The organism is Acinetobacter sp. YH12231 (genome assembly GCF_013417755.1).
In the GTDB taxonomy this organism is placed as follows: domain Bacteria; phylum Pseudomonadota; class Gammaproteobacteria; order Pseudomonadales; family Moraxellaceae; genus Acinetobacter; species Acinetobacter amyesii.
On the sequence record NZ_VPDJ01000014.1, the window covers coordinates 95,836 to 110,286 of the forward strand.

The window sequence follows — 14,451 nt, forward strand, 5'->3', positions numbered from 1 at the left end:
GATTGACTGATAATAAAAAAGTCTAAGAATAATGAATAATTCAATTAAAAATTGGCCTGAACAAGAGCGCCCACGTGAGCGCCTGATTCAACAAGGCGCACAAAGTTTATCCGATGCTGAGCTACTGGCTATCTTCCTACGCTCAGGTTCCCAGCAGCACTCTGCTGTCGAACTCGCACGAGTCTTGATCCAACACTTTGGTCAGTTGCAAGCGCTGATGGATGCGTCACTTGAGGATTTACGCCAGTTTCATGGCATTGGAAACAGTAAATATGCGCAGCTCATGGCGGTAAAAGAACTCGGTAAACGCTATGTGAGTCAACATTTTCAAAATGAAGCCTTGCACTTGCAACACTCTGAACAATTACAAAACTTTCTTCGCTTTGAATTTTTAGCGGAACGTCAAGAAGTCTTTGGCGTGCTCTGCCTAGATGCGCATTTAAGAAAAATAAACTTTAAAAAACTTTTTTATGGCAGCCTCAATACCTGTGAAATTTCCATCAATCAACTGCTGCGATACGCCATTTCTGAACACGCCAGCAGTATCGTCATTGCACATAATCATCCTTTCGGTCGTGCAGAACCTTCTGCTGCCGATCTTGAATTGACTCGACTCATTCAGCAGGCTTGTCAGCTGGTGGAAATTCGACTGATCGATCATTGCATTATCTCAACAGAAGGGAGTTTTTCCTTTGCTGAACATGGCTTGCTCCAAGCACACTCATCTGCATGAAACAGTTATTGACAAGTGCTTGAGCAAACCCGAAGATCATCATAATTTTTTAAAACTAGAAATTATCATTCGAACATGATCGTCCGTGACCAACCGAGTATTTTTAAGCTGCTATTTTCTTGGCGAGGAACGATTTTACCTAAGGTTTTACCTCCGCTCGGGATCGTTATGTTGCTGTCTGCCATTGTGGGCGGCTTATCCTATGTCGATATCTTCCATTTTACCGAATTTCCTTTGGTCGGCTTTACCCTGATCGGTGTTGTGCTGTCGATTTTCTTGGGCTTTAAAAACTCAGCCTGCTATGACCGTTGGTGGGAAGCTCGGCGTTTATGGGGCATTTTGATTGCCAACGCGCGACATTTTGACCGTGACTGCCGTTTACTCAGTCAAGGCCGTCGTGAACGTGTGATTCAACATGTAATCGTCTTTGCCAACGTTTTACGTGACCGACTCCGCCATCAAACCGCCAATCCCACTGAACTGGTTGAAACCAGCGGCATGAGTGCGAATGCCATCACCCAGTTATACCAACAGGCCAATGCACCGCAGTACACGTTGAGTTTGATTCAATGGGAGCTAATGCAAGCGCTCAAAGATGGTGAAATTTCAGATATTATTTATACCCAGATGAATCAGCATGTGATGGAACTCAGCACCGTACAAACCGGCTGTGACCGTATTGCCACCACGCCATTACCGTTTGCTTATTCGGTCTTGCTAAATCGAACCGTTTATTTTTTCTGTTTTGTCTTGCCGTTTAGCTTGGGTTCTACTTTAGGCCTTGCGACCCCCCTTTTGGTCGGGATTTTGGCCTATACCTTTTTAGGCTTAGATGCGCTGAGTTCAGAGATAGAAGAACCCTTTGGTACACAAAGTAATGACCTTCCATTGGACTCGATGGTGCGTACTATTGAAATTGAGCTACTTGGGACTTTAGGAAAACCCACCCCACCACCGATTCAAGCCAAAGATCATAATTTACTGTAATTGATCAATGGGTCTAAACCCTCGCTTACATAGCCTTGCGTACACTTTTTTGTACATCGAAGATATGTAAGCAATTGATGTTACGCAGCAAGATCAGAAGCGTAATTTGATTTAAATAAAAGAACGATACGCGGCAAGGTCATCCGCAAGTGTTTGAGTCAGGACGACTTCTAATCAAAAATGTTTTTGCAGTACTGTGAATAATTTAACGGTAATGATCGAGTTTTGCGGTGAGGAGCACTGCTCTGCAAGATGGTTTCCTTACGAAGCACGCTTCTCACTTTATCGAACGAGAAACAATGTGTCGTAAGCGTACCTCCAGCCGAAGGCTAATCCCTATATTCAATCTCTAGATGCAAGACTCCGTCGAATCGACTCAAAATGATTTTTAAAAATTCAAAATTACTTTTATGTGCCTAACATCTCTAAGTAAGGAAAATCTTAGAGAACGACTTTAAGCAAAACTCTCCCAGATTCCAACTTGCCCTTCTTTCACTCGAGGGATGTTGCCGAGTTTGATCCATGGCATATTGTCACCATGAAAATCACTGCCAACAGAAACTTTTAAGTTAAAGGCAGCAATCATGCGATCCACCATTTGACGAGTCGATAATGGCTCAATTGCCGGTGGTAATTCCACCGCATCGCCGCCCGCTTCTGCAAAGATTTCGATCAAATAACGAATATTGGTCGCAGATAAATCATAACGCGTCGGATGCGCCAACACTGCAAAGCCACCACTGGCATGAATCACCTCAATGGTTTCAGCAAGACTCGGACCTTCAAATTTTACAAAGGCTTTTTTGCCTTCTTTAATATATTTATCAAAAGCTTGTTGTGGACGCGCAACCACACCCTTTTCCACCAAAGTTTTGGCAATATGGGTACGTGTAACCCGATCTGGAATATGGTCGACTTTGGCAACCACATCGCTATAAATATCTTGACCAATTAACGGTATCAGTAAGTCACAAATCTGCCGAGCACGTTCCGCTCGAATACGCTTTTGATCCATCAATAAGGCTTGTATGGGCGCAGGATTTTGCATATTTAAAGCGACGATATGCACACCATAACTTTTTTTGGTCGCAGGTCTCGACCACTGGCTGGAAATCTCCACGCCAGAGATTAATTGCAGCTTTAATTCATGCGCGACCTGCTCTGCTGCCAACAATCCGTCCATCGTATCGTGATCAGTCAAAGCCAGCGTATGAATTCCAATAGCACTTGCGGCCTGCACCAAAGCCTCTGGTGACAAAGTACCATCAGAAATATTACTGTGTGTATGTAAATCTACGCCTTGCATCTCTATACTATGTCATTTATTTGATCAGATTTAGATACTCTAACATGAAAGCACTTTTAGACTTTGTGCCACTCATTATTTTCTTTTATTTATATAAAACTGTAGATCCAAAAGATACGCAGCACCCATTATTACAATTGATTGGTTCTGCTGGGGGTGTCGATAACAATAACATTCTTGTGGCAACATCAGGTCTCATCATTTCCATGCTTGTGGTTTATGGTGCATTGTTTGTCATGCAAAAATTCCGTCTAGATAAACAACAATGGATTGTGTTGTTCATGACCGTGATTTTTGGTGGTATTACCCTGATGCTAAGCGATGATTTTTATATTCGTTTAAAAGCCGTTTTACTAAACTTGGTATTTGCTGGCGCGTTTTTACTTTCTCCACTATTTAGTAAAGATAAGAAACCACTCATCGAACGTTTATTTGGTCCAGTCTTAAATTTAACCGCTGTCGGTTGGAAACGATTGAACTATGCATGGGCTGCAATGTTCGTGGTGATGTCATGTTTACACACCTTTTTCGCTTATTTGTTTGCAGACGGAAAATATTGGGGTGAATTCACTGCTTTTGGTGACATGATCGTGATGTTTTCCTTTATCATTATTCAGTTTATTGTATTACGTAAATACTTTAAGACCTCAGAATAATCCATTCGGTCAAAAATCAGGAAAAGTCATGCCATTATTCGTCGTAAGCTGTACAGATAATGAAGGTACAGTGGAAAAGCGCCTTGCGGTTCGTCCTCAACATCTTGAACGTCTACAAAAACTTGATGATGAAGGTCGTCTGATTGTTGCAGGTGCGATGCCTAAAGATCCGGCAAACCCGCAAGCTGGTTTTTATGGCAGTACGATCATTGTCGATTTTGATAGTCGTGAAGCCCTAGACCAATGGTTGGCAGATGAACCTTTCCTCAAAGAAGGGGTTTATGGCCAAATTGATGTCAAACCATTTAACAAAGCATTTCCTAAAGGATAAGGTTCATGCGCGTCGTTGTTTCTAGTTTACTGGGCTTATCTTTAATTTGTTCAACTGCATGGGCTGAAGAACCGGCTCCTGCACCTGCTGTAGCCCCTGCTGCTCAAGCAACGACTGCAACACCTCCTCCCAATCCTGTGCCGCATACTATTCCTGCCAATAAACCGGGCATCATTAAAGTGGCGGCAACCGTCAATCCCAATGGTCAACCTCAAGATGCAAATCCATTGACCATTGAGCAATTGGCAAAAAATAAAGCGCTGCAAGATGCCAAAGTCAAAGCGATGGTCAAAGACCAATCTGTACGCTTACAACAGTTAGAAAAAGCTAACCTTGAAGCCTTGGCGCAAAACCAAGAATTACAACTTAAAAATGATAGCTTGGGCGTACAAGTACAAGTGCTACAAAGTGAACGTAGCGCGCAGATGTTTTTATACGGCGGGACCACACTGGGTGTTGGCGTGATTTTAGGTTTCTTGTTGGCCAGTTACGTCTATACCAAACGTCGTCGTCAATGGTAATTCGTTTTTCTACTTCAATTTAAAGGTTGCTTGAGTTTTGTCAGGTGCAATTCAGACTGCCGATCTCGATTGGCAAATGATCGATGGCATTGATATTCCAGTGTCTAAACAGTTTGGTGATGTGTATTTTTCGAAGGACAACGGTCTGCTCGAAACACGTCATGTGTTTTTAAAAGGGAATGACCTCGACACTCGCCTCGCGGCTCTGACTGATTTTGAATATTTCAGTGTCGGTGAAACAGGTTTTGGTACAGGATTAAATATTTTGGCCCTGTGGCAATTATGGCAACAGGTTCGTCCAAATAATCACAGTCATCTACATGCTATTTCTGTAGAAAAATTCCCTTTATCTAAAGCAGATCTCATTCGTGCATTAAATGCATGGCCTGAATTACAGCCATTGGCACAGCAACTGATTGCGCAATATCCTGAACCTATTGCTGGATGTCATCGACTCAATTTTCCAGAAGAACGTTTTTCGATTGATCTTTGGTTAGGCGATGCACACGACGTTTTTCCGGTCATGGCAAAAACTGCTACAGTCAATGCATGGTTCTTGGACGGTTTTGCACCTGCCTGTAATCCTGACATGTGGGAAGAAAACGTACTCAAAAATATCGTGCGTCTATCGGACATTGGGACGACCTTCGCCTCATTTAGTGTGGCCGGTGTACTCAAACGCGGCTTACGTGAACATGGCATTACTATTACACGACCACGTGGCTTTGCTCATAAGCGTGAAATGCTCAAAGCCTTTTGGCTCGCACCTGAAAAGTTAGATGATCAATCCAATGCTGCTGACATACCCACTTTAGACGAAAAAAAAAATCCTGAAATCACTGTAGGTCATAAGCCCCGTCAAATCGCGATTATTGGCGCTGGCATCGCCGGTTTAAGCTGTGCTTGGGCATTTGCTCAACGTGGGCATCAAGTGCGTATTTACGAGAAATCAGCACCACTCAGCGGTGGATCGGGTAATCCTCTTGCCCTACTCAACCCTAAACTCTGTCCAATTGAACAAAGTGCTGAACATTTGATGACCTTGAGCTGGTTATATGCACTCAAGCATTATCAAAACTTCAAGGCATTTCGTCCCTTACAGATTCACCAATCTATTTTAAAAAATAAAGCAGAACACCTTGATTTAGCTCAAAGTTATCCTTCAGAGGTATTAGCTGCTGAAGAAGGCACGCTAAATCAATTAGCCTCAACATATCCAACCCTGCTCCTCAAACAAGCAGGCGCAGTCAGTCCACATCAGCTTCGTGACCAAATCTTGGCGCATTCACACATTGAATTGTTACAAGCAGATATTCAACGCATTGAGCAGCAACAAAATGGCGTTGCGCTATTTACACAGGATCAGCAGCTTCCATCTGTCGAACATGTCATTCTCTGTGCAGCACGTGAAAGTATGCAGCTACAAACAGATTATCCAGAGCTGCGTGCCATTCGTGGACAAGTCAGTTGGTTGAACAACCCCGCTCAACAAATGGATATGCATACCGCCTATAGTTATGGAGGCTATTGTATGCAACTGGATGCCGAACAGATGATTATGGGCGCGTCATTTTATCCCGGCCGTGATGACACCGACGTTCTCACCGAAGACCATGTGCATAACTATGAACTTATCCACAGTGTGTTCCCTGACTTTGCCAAAACCTTAGCACCGATTGAGCAATGGCATGGACGTGCTGCGATTCGCGCACAGACGAAAGACTTTTTCCCGGTAATTGGTGCAGTCCATGAAGATCAGCACATTTATAGCTGTAGTGGACTCGGTTCTAAAGGTTTCCTGTATGCACCGCTCTGTAGTGAAATCATTGCCGCGCTAGTCTTAAAAGAAGCCTGCCCTATTCCAACACAGCTACTCGATAAAATTCATGCAGCACGTTTTATACGACGCGCCAAAGCGAAACAAAAAACCAAGAAACCTTATTTTCAAGGTCAGGTGCCCTCAGCACCACCTCAAGAAAAATAACTTGCAATAAAAAAGCGCCTTTCGGCGCTTTTTTTGATTCGATCTTATTTCCCTTGTTCCAAAGGAAGACCGGCATCACGAGCAGCACGCGTGCCGCCCATTAAGATTACATATTCACGTGAGCTGTCAAAACCCTCTAGTAACTCTGCTGCACGTGGAGCTTTACTTCCGCCACCACATAAAATGTAAATGGGTTGATCCGTTGACACCTGAGTCAGTGCATCTGATGACAATGCGTTGATCGGTCGGTTAACCGCACCTTTCACATGTGCTTCAGCATAAGCACTTGCATCGCGAACATCCCAGATAATCGAGTCTTCTGGGAACTCAAATGTTGTAATTTCTTGTTTACGGATCATTGCGCACTCCTTTTGATGTAAACAACACTTGGCAAATGAAGAAAACATCCCTAGCATCTCAGATATTCTTTCCCTTTGTAAAGGTCTAATCTATGCCTTCTTTTGATATTGTTTCCGAATTAGAAGTTTTTGAAGTAAATCATGCAGTTCAAAACACGCAAAAAGAAATTGCGACGCGTTTTGACTTCCGTGGTCAAGACGTTTCAATTGAGTTAAATGAGAAAAATAAGGAAATCAAAATCTCAACAGAAAGCGATTTCCAATGTGAGCAAGTGTATACCATGCTCGAAAATCATTTCTTCAAACGTAAAGTCGACATTCAAGCACTCGATCCACAAAAAATGACGGCTTCTGGTAAAAACGTCATTCAAGTGATCAAACTAAAAGACGGTCTTGACTCTGATACTGCAAAAAAAATCAATAAAGCCATTAAAGAAAGCGGCATTAAAGTGCAATCTTCTATTCAAGGCGACAAAATTCGTGTGACTGACAAGAAACGTGACACTTTGCAACAAGTGATGGCGTTCTTAAAAGAGCAACAGTTTGGTGTGCCGCTTCAATTTAACAACTTTAAAGATTAAGGCAGCACAACTGCCATTGAGGTCAATATGGCACGTCCAAATCGTCTAAATAAACTGGTCAAAGCAAGCTCTAAATTACCCAAAGGTATTCAAAGTCGTTTGCTCAGTCGAGCTTTTGGTCGTGTCGTGCCCATGGTTGGAACGGCTAAAATCCAATATCAACATGTCAGCCCTGAGCGTGTTGAGGTGAGCATCGCCAATCATAAGGCGATGCAAAACCATATCGGGCAAGTACATGCCTGTGCCATGGCGCTGATCGCAGAAACAGCCACAGGTTTTGTCACAGCAATGAACGTCCCTGATAGCGCCATTGTCCTAATTAAAAGTTTCAAAGTTGATTTTAAACGTCCAACCCAAGGTGGGATGAAAGCCATCGCAACGCTTACACCCGAACAGCAACGACAAATGCAAAGCACAGAAAAAGGTGAAACCTTAGTACAGGTCTTAGTCACCGATGAATCTGGTGAAGCACCGATTCAATGTGAAATGCTTTGGGCGTGGGTGGCAAAATCCGCTCTGAAAAATAAATAAATGTAAATAAAACTTACTTTTAGGTAAGTATAAGTTTTACCAAATTTCAGCAAAATCAAGACTGTTTTTTACTATTTATACGCAGTAATTCCGCTCAATATGCTTGCACGACACAAATATATTGAGCACTTTATGAAAAAAATCATTCTCCTTTCATTCATCGGCATGGCGGTTTTTTTAACTGCATGTCAAAGTACTATTCCTGCAACGCCAACGACTCCAAATCAAGCGGCTGATAGCAATATTCAAACCAGCCAAGCAGCGGAAAATAAGAAAATCGTGATTGATTTTTATGAAGGTGTCTTTCTTAAACATCAGGTTAAGACATATGCTGACCGATATATTGGCAATCAATATATTCAACATAATCCGCATGTACCTGATGGCAAAGCGCCTTTTGTCGATTATTTTACCCAGTATTTTAAACAAAATCCTGAAGCAAAAAACCAGATCAAACGTGCCGCTGCCGAAGGTGATTTGGTCTATTTACATGTGCATTCTACGCAAAATAAGCAAGACCGCGGAGAAGCCATTATTGATATCTTCCGTGTTGAAAATGGCAAAATTGTTGAACATTGGGATGTGCAACAAAGCATTCCTGAAACCAGTGCCAACTCAAACACGATGTTTTAATTTCTCAGCCACTATTCATAAAAAAAGCCACTCGATTGAGCGGCTTTTTTTGTCTTACTTTAATTAAGCTTGATCTGCAGCAAATTTAGCTTTTGCATCCGCAGGAATTTGACGCTTAGCACCTTTCACATCGACAGCGACAAATGTAAATACACCTTCGGTTACGCGAATTGGATCACGTGAACTGTCGTGACTATCCCAAACTTCAATCTGCATTTGGATAGAGGTATTACCCACTTTTAAAATTTTGGTATATACACTGATGACATCCCCGACTTTCACAGGAACGAGGAAGGTCATTTGGTTAATTGAAATCGTTGCACAGCGTCCTTGACTGAAACGCTCTGCGTGAATTGCACCGGCCAAGTCCATTTGTGACACGATCCAACCACCGAAAACATCACCACTCCAGTTGGTGTCTGCAGGCATCGCGATGGTTTGTAGGGAAAGCGTTCCTTCAGGTTTTACATGAGTTTCTGACACTTTAGCTCCTGGCGCTGACATTTATTGAGGTAGATTTAACTGCTGATTGAGCCATTGTTGTAACTCACCAGCACGCATTGCACCGCTTATTCTAGCAATTTCGTTGGTTTTATTCATCAAAACCAGTGTAGGAATACTACGAACATTAAATGCACCGCTCAATCGAGGGTTTGCTTCGGTATCAATTTTGGCAAAAACCACCTTCGGATTAGATTTTGCAACTTGTGCAAAGTGTGGCGCCATCATCTTACATGGTCCACACCATTCAGCCCATAAATCGATCAGCACAGGTAAATCACTATTGCTAATAAAGTTGGCAAAGTTCTTTTCATTCAACTCGATGGGCGCCAATGGAATCAATGCTTGATGACATTGACCACATGCAGGTCCAACTTCGAGTTTTTCTTCAGGTACACGGTTTTTTGCACCACATTCAGGACACACAACGATCATTTAGCTGACTCCAACATGTTGATGTAAAAATTCTAATTGGGTTGCCATGGCTTTTTCAAACCATTGCCCATGATAAATATCAAAATGTTGCATTTCCCACTCATAATATTGCACATACGGTGCAATATTGGTCGCAGTTTCTCGGCTTGATTCGATGGGAATCAAACCATCTTCTTTGGCTGCAATAAAAAGTACTGGTATGCTAATTTTACGGACATCCAATATTGGACGATAACGAATTAATTTAAAAAAGGCCCGAGCCGGAATTTCGCCACTCCAATAAAAATCAGGATTTACAATCGATAAATAGCCCGCATAACTGTCTTCAGACTGTAAAAAACACAATCGATGTGGATGAACTACAGGCAAAGTCGTTGGGCTCATCCCAACTTTTGAGCCCATATAGTCCTGACTTGATAATTTTAATGCTTTGGGTAATTGCTGTAGGGGATACAATTTTGCACTTTCAGCGCCGTCGACAAATGGAACTTGTACCATCACCGCTTTAATATTTTTAAGCTCTGCCGCCAAACTGAGTACATAGCCACCACTCAGCGATGTTCCCCATAATACAATGCGCCTTGAATCAATCGATTTACGCTGCTGTAAATGATCGATCATGGTCCGCCAATCTTCAAGTTGAGCTTTAAGGTTCACTAATTCTCTCGGACGCCCCGTGCTACCCCCCCAATAGCGATAGTCAAACAACACGACAGCATAGCCCGCTTGTACAAAGCGCTTGGCATATTGCACTAATTTAAACTGGCGTAATGCCGCCAAACCATGTGCCATGAGAATGACTGCAGGTTTTTCAACAGATTTTGGACGATAAAAGTCAGCAGCTATAACATCTTGTCCGCTTTTGACATACAGTGGTTCGACTGTATAGGCGTGCATACGCGCTCCATTGCGTTATTTTATGGTTGTAATCGCTTATAAAAATTTAAGAACATTCTGCTCAAGTTTGTGCTTAATGCTATCATAAAGCATAAATCTATGAATTAAATTATGGAGTGACTCAATGAGCGAAAATGTTGGTTTTGCAGGTCAAATCGGCCCAGAACATGTAGCGCAAGTGGTTGAAAAAGGCTTTAAATCGATTATCAATAACCGCCCTGACATGGAAGGTGGTCCTGAGCAACCAACCAGTGCTCAAATTGAAGAAGCAGCTCGTAGCGCTGGTTTAGACTATGTTCATCAACCTGTTGTTGCGGGTCAAATTTCTGAGCTAGATGTCCGTAACTTTGCTAATCATTTTAATGAATTGCCAAAGCCAGTACTCATGTTCTGTCGTACAGGTAACCGTTCAAATAACCTATATCAACTAGCAAAACAGATGGATCTTTTGGATGACTAAGGCTTTCATTCAAAAAGCTTTATTGATCGCAACATGCATCTTTCCAGCACCTACATATGCAGATAATAGCAGTCAGCCTTTAAATGCAAATTTAAGTGTCTCTGGACAAATGACCACAGATAAATTTTCAAGTTTACTCAAGCAACTTAAATTTAAATCTGTGATTGTGAATCGACCAGATAGTGAGGCGGGCAATGAAGTGACTGTTTTACAGTTAAGAGGGATTGCTGAAAAGTCTCATGTGAGTGTTGTGTATCAACCTGTGCAAAGTGGTAAAATTTTTCAAACAGACGTGAAGGAATTTGCCAAATATTATAATGAGCTCCCTAAACCCATTTTGATGATTTGTCGCAGCGGCTCTCGTTCGACATCTCTTTTCAATCAAGCTAAGGCTCAAGGTTTGCTCAATGACTAAATTCGTGTTTGTAGTTTTATTTACAACGTTGTTGCTAACAGGGTGTAATTCTATGAATGTACGTCCAACCGTTGGTGTAAGTGTCGGGACTGCACTATAAAATGACGAATATAAAGATGGCGCTATTTGCGCCATTTTTTATGTGTGGTATCTTTACGCAATATAACTTTTTCTATACATAAATAACTATTTTGGGGTACTTCATGAAATTCGTTCAAGGGACACTTGTACTTACTTTAGCCACTATACTTACAGCTTGTGGTGGTGGTGGTAGTGATGGATATTTTAATAACGAAGGAACAGATTCTTCTAATCAAAACAATAATAATAACAATGGTGGTACAACAACCCCAACTGAAATTGCAAAAGCACAGTTAGATATTCTAAAACGTGAAGGGCAATATTTATTCGGTAATTATGATCCTAACGATGCATCAACAGCAAAAGGCTATATTGATCATTCAATGGATACATTTGCGCAAGGTCCATTACAAATAGCTCTAGATGCAAAAAAATTATTCGACAAAGATAAAACGGCATTTTTTTATCGTGAAAAATGTATGGATTCAGGTACATATGCAAATACAGGTTGTTATATCCTTTTTGGTGACGAACAAATTAAAACTGCGCTAAATAGCGTAAATCCTCAAAAATATAATAACTGGGACTTTGATGTTAATGATGATGAAGTTTCAGGTATGAAACTATCACAAGAACAAATTGATGCATTTACTGGAAAAACGATGATTATCATTTTTGATAATCGCAATACTGATAAAAAATATAATGATATTTGGGTTACTGGTGTATTTGGCTACCCTTATAAACAAAGTTGGGGTTTAAGTCAGACAGAGCAGTTAAGAATCGTTTCAATGAATGAAACAGATAGTGAATATCAAGTAACATTAACATATGAAGACGAAACAACTGAAACTAAGGGTGCGTTAAGCATCTATAAAGACCCAACATCAACAGATGGGGAACTGTTTGTATTACAAAATAACTCGTCATTTGATGTTCTAACAAATGACAACCCAAATACACCTGAAGTCGAATCAGTTTCTTTCACTATTAATTCATTGCCAGGGAATCCATCTACTCTTGCTACTTATCGAATTAAATCTAATTCCGTGCAAGTATTAGATATCCCAAGCATTTCAACAATTTCTGGTAGTCGAATAGAAAATGAAACTCCAAATTCAAATTCCCAAAATTTTTCTGGAAGTATTTATTTAGAAGGTACTAATATTTTTACATTTAAAAATTCTTTAAATGGCACAGTACTCAAATTTAAACATATTTTCAATAATATTACTTTTGAAGGACAATCAGTGAATAATAACGGCGTTATTACAACAACTTTGAGCCAACCAACATCCATTAAATATTAATATGTAAGTATTTGAAATAAAACCTTCCTTATGGAGGGTTTTTTTATATATTTAATTATAATTATTTAAAATGAAATTTAGAAAAATGTACGACATCATCATTATCGGTGCAGGAACAGCAGGCATTTCAGCCTATAAAGAAGCAATTAAAAAAACACAAAATATTCTTATCATTAATGATGGTCCTTGGGACACCACCTGTGCACGTGTCGGTTGTATGCCCAGTAAAATACTTATCTCTACTGCCAACCGTATGTACGAAATAGGACATGCTGATAATTTAGGGCTAGATGTCAAAAGTGAAATTGATACCTCTAGCGTCATGCAACATGTTCAAACCTTACGTGATCGTTTTACAAGAGCCACGTTAAAAGATGTTAAAAGCTGGCCAAGCCAACATAAAATTTCAGGAAAAGCTGAATTTATTGATTCAAATACAATTCAAGTAAATAACCAAACATATCAAGCCAAGTCATTTATCCTTGCAGTAGGTACAACTCCTGCTATAGATACTGAACAAAAACAAATATTAGGCGATAAATTAATTACATCCGATCAGATATTTGAATTAGAACAACTCCCAAAATCTGTCGCAGTTATTGGAAGTGGCGTGATTGCTTTGGAATTAGCTCAGGCTTTAACACGGCTTAATATAAACACCACCGTTTTTGCACGTAGTCGAAAAATTGGCTCACTGAGTAGCCCTATATTGCAAAAGCTCGCACAGGAAGAATTAAGTAAAGAGTTAAAGCTAAAGTTTGAAATTTTACCTGAACATTACTCTGTTGAAGGCGATCTAGTTCATCTAACCTACACTGAAGAAAACGTACAAAAAACGCTACAAGTTGACTATGTCTTAGCTGCAACTGGCAGACATACATTATTAAATACATTAGGTTTAGAACGTATAAGTGCCGAATTTAAAGATTTAAAAAAATTACCGATCGACCCTCATACAAAGCAATTAGCAGATTATCCTATTTTTATCGTCGGTGATGCACATACCAATACCCCTATCCAACACGAAGCAGCTCATGAAGGCAAGTTTGCTGTACAAAACTGTTTAAATTTTCCACAAACTAAATCCATCAAGACGCTAACACCTTTAGGCATCTTATTTTCTACACCACAAATGGCAACTATTGGTCAAAGCTATAAGCAACTACAAGATAAAAACACAGAATTCGTCATTGGTTTCGTTTCTTACGAAAGACAAGGTCGTGCGATTGTTGCTGCTAAAAATAAAGGGGCTGCCGAAGTATATGTGGATACAATTAACCATACACTATTAGGAGCTGAGCTATTCTGTGCAGAAGCTGAACATTTAGCACATTTGCTAGCTTGGATGATTTCAGAAGAACTAAGCATACATGAAATTTTGGATAAACCTTTCTATCATCCAACTTTAGAAGAAGGGTTAAGAACAGCATTAAAGCATGCACGACGTCAGTTAAGATAATTTTATCATTCTATGTAAACTTATAGCGTTGGATATCCAACGCTTAATTTCCGTATCCCCCTCTATCCTTTTTCCTTTCCCTTTTTCTTTTTCCCCACGCATAAAAAAACACCCCCTGAGATATCAGGGGGTGTTTCGAATAATGAGCTGGCGATGACTTACTCTCACATGGGTAACCCCACACTACCATCAGCGCTAAGAGGTTTCACTTCTGAGTTCGGGAAGGGATCAGGTGGTTCACTCTTGCTATTGTCGCCAGCACAACTGTTAT

The 14,451-nt window shown here is 40.7% G+C and carries 18 protein-coding genes and 1 rRNA gene; 13 read left to right on the forward strand and 6 right to left on the reverse strand.

Annotated features, from left to right (window positions below; translation table 11 throughout):
• Positions 1 to 31: 31 nt before the first annotated feature.
• Entirely contained in the window at positions 32 to 733 is a 702-nt protein-coding gene (gene radC / locus FTV11_RS10250; RefSeq protein ID WP_180022585.1) for a DNA repair protein RadC, read from the forward strand.
• 75 nt (positions 734 to 808) lie between these two features.
• The gene (locus tag FTV11_RS10255) at positions 809 to 1,720 is read left to right on the forward strand and encodes a bestrophin family protein (RefSeq protein ID WP_078191309.1); all 912 of its coding nucleotides are present in this window, start codon (positions 809 to 811) and stop codon (positions 1,718 to 1,720) included.
• 454 nt (positions 1,721 to 2,174) lie between these two features.
• Here the strand turns inward: FTV11_RS10255 and FTV11_RS10260 are convergent, their stop codons facing one another.
• Entirely contained in the window at positions 2,175 to 3,026 is an 852-nt protein-coding gene (locus tag FTV11_RS10260; RefSeq protein ID WP_180024578.1) for a PHP domain-containing protein, read from the reverse strand.
• Between the two features lie 44 nt (positions 3,027 to 3,070).
• On the opposite strand from FTV11_RS10260, the gene FTV11_RS10265 reads away from it, so the two are divergent.
• The 4 genes from FTV11_RS10265 to mnmC are packed head-to-tail and all read left to right on the forward strand — an operon-like array spanning position 3,071 to position 6,518.
• Positions 3,071 to 3,682: an inner membrane-spanning protein YciB gene (locus FTV11_RS10265; RefSeq protein ID WP_078191311.1), complete on the forward strand. Its 612-nt coding sequence runs from the start codon at positions 3,071 to 3,073 to the stop codon at positions 3,680 to 3,682.
• 28 nt (positions 3,683 to 3,710) lie between these two features.
• On the forward strand, positions 3,711 to 4,013 hold the full coding sequence (locus tag FTV11_RS10270) for a YciI family protein (RefSeq protein ID WP_078191312.1): 303 nt from the start codon (positions 3,711 to 3,713) through the stop codon (positions 4,011 to 4,013).
• Positions 4,014 to 4,018: 5 nt separating this feature from the next.
• The gene (locus tag FTV11_RS10275; RefSeq protein ID WP_078191313.1) at positions 4,019 to 4,534 is read left to right on the forward strand and encodes a hypothetical protein; all 516 of its coding nucleotides are present in this window, start codon (positions 4,019 to 4,021) and stop codon (positions 4,532 to 4,534) included.
• Positions 4,535 to 4,571: 37 nt separating this feature from the next.
• On the forward strand, positions 4,572 to 6,518 hold the full coding sequence (gene mnmC, locus FTV11_RS10280; protein WP_180073963.1) for an FAD-dependent 5-carboxymethylaminomethyl-2-thiouridine(34) oxidoreductase MnmC: 1,947 nt from the start codon (positions 4,572 to 4,574) through the stop codon (positions 6,516 to 6,518).
• A 44-nt stretch (positions 6,519 to 6,562) separates the two neighbouring features.
• On the opposite strand, the gene FTV11_RS10285 is transcribed toward mnmC, so the two are convergent.
• Positions 6,563 to 6,877, reverse strand: a complete 315-nt coding sequence (locus FTV11_RS10285) for a rhodanese-like domain-containing protein (RefSeq protein ID WP_078194202.1) — start codon at positions 6,875 to 6,877, stop codon at positions 6,563 to 6,565.
• Positions 6,878 to 6,969: 92 nt separating this feature from the next.
• Between FTV11_RS10285 and FTV11_RS10290 the strand changes: the two genes are divergently transcribed.
• The 3 genes from FTV11_RS10290 (at position 6,970) to FTV11_RS10300 (ending at position 8,622) form a co-directional block, all read left to right on the forward strand.
• Positions 6,970 to 7,458 carry a YajQ family cyclic di-GMP-binding protein gene (locus tag FTV11_RS10290; protein WP_078194203.1) on the forward strand — a complete coding sequence of 163 codons (489 nt, stop codon included), beginning with the start codon at positions 6,970 to 6,972 and terminating at the stop codon, positions 7,456 to 7,458.
• 27 nt (positions 7,459 to 7,485) lie between these two features.
• Positions 7,486 to 7,989, forward strand: coding sequence for a DUF4442 domain-containing protein (locus FTV11_RS10295; protein WP_180012065.1), 504 nt, complete (start codon positions 7,486 to 7,488; stop codon positions 7,987 to 7,989).
• Positions 7,990 to 8,121: 132 nt separating this feature from the next.
• Positions 8,122 to 8,622 carry an ester cyclase gene (locus tag FTV11_RS10300; protein ID WP_180026772.1) on the forward strand — a complete coding sequence of 167 codons (501 nt, stop codon included), beginning with the start codon at positions 8,122 to 8,124 and terminating at the stop codon, positions 8,620 to 8,622.
• Positions 8,623 to 8,685: 63 nt separating this feature from the next.
• Here the strand turns inward: FTV11_RS10300 and FTV11_RS10305 are convergent, their stop codons facing one another.
• From FTV11_RS10305 to FTV11_RS10315, 3 genes are read right to left on the reverse strand one after another with little or no spacing between them, the layout of a single operon-like run.
• Positions 8,686 to 9,105 carry an acyl-CoA thioesterase gene (locus tag FTV11_RS10305; protein WP_078191328.1) on the reverse strand — a complete coding sequence of 140 codons (420 nt, stop codon included), beginning with the start codon at positions 9,103 to 9,105 and terminating at the stop codon, positions 8,686 to 8,688.
• 21 nt (positions 9,106 to 9,126) lie between these two features.
• On the reverse strand, positions 9,127 to 9,558 hold the full coding sequence (gene trxC / locus FTV11_RS10310; RefSeq protein WP_078191319.1) for a thioredoxin TrxC: 432 nt from the start codon (positions 9,556 to 9,558) through the stop codon (positions 9,127 to 9,129).
• Entirely contained in the window at positions 9,559 to 10,455 is an 897-nt protein-coding gene (locus FTV11_RS10315; RefSeq protein ID WP_180051228.1) for an alpha/beta hydrolase, read from the reverse strand.
• Between the two features lie 124 nt (positions 10,456 to 10,579).
• Here FTV11_RS10315 and FTV11_RS10320 point away from each other — a divergent pair, with 124 nt between their 5' ends.
• The 4 genes from FTV11_RS10320 (at position 10,580) to FTV11_RS10335 (ending at position 14,180) form a co-directional block, all read left to right on the forward strand.
• Positions 10,580 to 10,915, forward strand: a complete 336-nt coding sequence (locus FTV11_RS10320) for a TIGR01244 family sulfur transferase (protein ID WP_078191321.1) — start codon at positions 10,580 to 10,582, stop codon at positions 10,913 to 10,915.
• Complete coding sequence (locus FTV11_RS10325) at positions 10,908 to 11,330, forward strand: beta-lactamase hydrolase domain-containing protein (RefSeq protein WP_180051231.1); 423 nt, start codon at positions 10,908 to 10,910, stop codon at positions 11,328 to 11,330. The genes FTV11_RS10320 and FTV11_RS10325 overlap by 8 nt, the downstream gene beginning before the upstream one ends.
• A 203-nt stretch (positions 11,331 to 11,533) precedes the next feature.
• Positions 11,534 to 12,721, forward strand: a complete 1,188-nt coding sequence (locus FTV11_RS10330; protein WP_180056100.1) for a hypothetical protein — start codon at positions 11,534 to 11,536, stop codon at positions 12,719 to 12,721.
• Positions 12,722 to 12,806: 85 nt separating this feature from the next.
• On the forward strand, positions 12,807 to 14,180 hold the full coding sequence (locus FTV11_RS10335) for a dihydrolipoyl dehydrogenase (protein WP_180051237.1): 1,374 nt from the start codon (positions 12,807 to 12,809) through the stop codon (positions 14,178 to 14,180).
• Between the two features lie 145 nt (positions 14,181 to 14,325).
• Here the strand turns inward: FTV11_RS10335 and rrf are convergent.
• Positions 14,326 to 14,440 (reverse strand): 5S ribosomal RNA (rrf, locus tag FTV11_RS10340).
• Positions 14,441 to 14,451 lie beyond the last annotated feature (11 nt).

Bases quoted from the DNA above. Each gene is read 5' to 3' on its own strand.
- radC (WP_180022585.1), top strand. From the start codon at position 32: ATGAATAATTCAATTAAAAATTGGCCTGAACAAGAGCGCCCACGTGAG.
- FTV11_RS10255 (WP_078191309.1), top strand. From the start codon at position 809: ATGATCGTCCGTGACCAACCGAGTATTTTTAAGCTGCTATTTTCTTGG.
- FTV11_RS10260 (WP_180024578.1), bottom strand. From the start codon at position 3,026: ATGCAAGGCGTAGATTTACATACACACAGTAATATTTCTGATGGTACT.
- FTV11_RS10265 (WP_078191311.1), top strand. From the start codon at position 3,071: ATGAAAGCACTTTTAGACTTTGTGCCACTCATTATTTTCTTTTATTTA.
- FTV11_RS10270 (WP_078191312.1), top strand. From the start codon at position 3,711: ATGCCATTATTCGTCGTAAGCTGTACAGATAATGAAGGTACAGTGGAA.
- FTV11_RS10275 (WP_078191313.1), top strand. From the start codon at position 4,019: ATGCGCGTCGTTGTTTCTAGTTTACTGGGCTTATCTTTAATTTGTTCA.
- FTV11_RS10285 (WP_078194202.1), bottom strand. From the start codon at position 6,877: ATGATCCGTAAACAAGAAATTACAACATTTGAGTTCCCAGAAGACTCG.
- FTV11_RS10290 (WP_078194203.1), top strand. From the start codon at position 6,970: ATGCCTTCTTTTGATATTGTTTCCGAATTAGAAGTTTTTGAAGTAAAT.
- FTV11_RS10295 (WP_180012065.1), top strand. From the start codon at position 7,486: ATGGCACGTCCAAATCGTCTAAATAAACTGGTCAAAGCAAGCTCTAAA.
- FTV11_RS10300 (WP_180026772.1), top strand. From the start codon at position 8,122: ATGAAAAAAATCATTCTCCTTTCATTCATCGGCATGGCGGTTTTTTTA.
- trxC (WP_078191319.1), bottom strand. From the start codon at position 9,558: ATGATCGTTGTGTGTCCTGAATGTGGTGCAAAAAACCGTGTACCTGAA.
- FTV11_RS10315 (WP_180051228.1), bottom strand. From the start codon at position 10,455: ATGCACGCCTATACAGTCGAACCACTGTATGTCAAAAGCGGACAAGAT.
- FTV11_RS10320 (WP_078191321.1), top strand. From the start codon at position 10,580: ATGAGCGAAAATGTTGGTTTTGCAGGTCAAATCGGCCCAGAACATGTA.
- FTV11_RS10325 (WP_180051231.1), top strand. From the start codon at position 10,908: ATGACTAAGGCTTTCATTCAAAAAGCTTTATTGATCGCAACATGCATC.
- FTV11_RS10330 (WP_180056100.1), top strand. From the start codon at position 11,534: ATGAAATTCGTTCAAGGGACACTTGTACTTACTTTAGCCACTATACTT.
- FTV11_RS10335 (WP_180051237.1), top strand. From the start codon at position 12,807: ATGTACGACATCATCATTATCGGTGCAGGAACAGCAGGCATTTCAGCC.